Source organism: Microbacterium sp. LS_15 (genome assembly GCF_041954735.1).
Lineage (GTDB): Bacteria > Actinomycetota > Actinomycetes > Actinomycetales > Microbacteriaceae > Microbacterium.
Map to the genome: position 1 here is coordinate 1 of NZ_JAVAYD010000028.1, position 955 is coordinate 955.

1 rRNA gene is annotated in these 955 nt (G+C 55.5%); it reads right to left on the minus strand.

Features of this window, described 5'->3' with window-relative positions:
* Positions 1-9: 9 nt before the first annotated feature.
* A 16S ribosomal RNA gene (locus tag RAC69_RS16835) occupies positions 10-955 on the minus strand; the annotation flags it as partial.

Below are 955 nucleotides of genomic sequence, written 5' to 3' on the forward strand. Positions count from 1 at the left end.
GCTCCTTAGAAAGGAGGTGATCCAGCCGCACCTTCCGGTACGGCTACCTTGTTACGACTTAGTCCTAATTACCGATCCCACCTTCGACGGCTCCCTCCACAAGGGTTAGGCCACCGGCTTCAGGTGTTACCGACTTTCATGACTTGACGGGCGGTGTGTACAAGACCCGGGAACGTATTCACCGCAGCGTTGCTGATCTGCGATTACTAGCGACTCCGACTTCATGAGGTCGAGTTGCAGACCTCAATCCGAACTGGGACCGGCTTTTTGGGATTCGCTCCACCTCGCGGTATTGCAGCCCTTTGTACCGGCCATTGTAGCATGCGTGAAGCCCAAGACATAAGGGGCATGATGATTTGACGTCATCCCCACCTTCCTCCGAGTTGACCCCGGCAGTATCCCATGAGTTCCCACCATTACGTGCTGGCAACATAGAACGAGGGTTGCGCTCGTTGCGGGACTTAACCCAACATCTCACGACACGAGCTGACGACAACCATGCACCACCTGTTTACGAGTGTCCAAAGAGTTGACCATTTCTGGCCCGTTCTCGTATATGTCAAGCCTTGGTAAGGTTCTTCGCGTTGCATCGAATTAATCCGCATGCTCCGCCGCTTGTGCGGGTCCCCGTCAATTCCTTTGAGTTTTAGCCTTGCGGCCGTACTCCCCAGGCGGGGAACTTAATGCGTTAGCTGCGTCACGGAATCCGTGGAATGGACCCCACAACTAGTTCCCAACGTTTACGGGGTGGACTACCAGGGTATCTAAGCCTGTTTGCTCCCCACCCTTTCGCTCCTCAGCGTCAGTTACGGCCCAGAGATCTGCCTTCGCCATCGGTGTTCCTCCTGATATCTGCGCATTCCACCGCTACACCAGGAATTCCAATCTCCCCTACCGCACTCTAGTCTGCCCGTACCCACTGCAGGCCCGAGGTTGAGCCTCGGGATTTCACAGC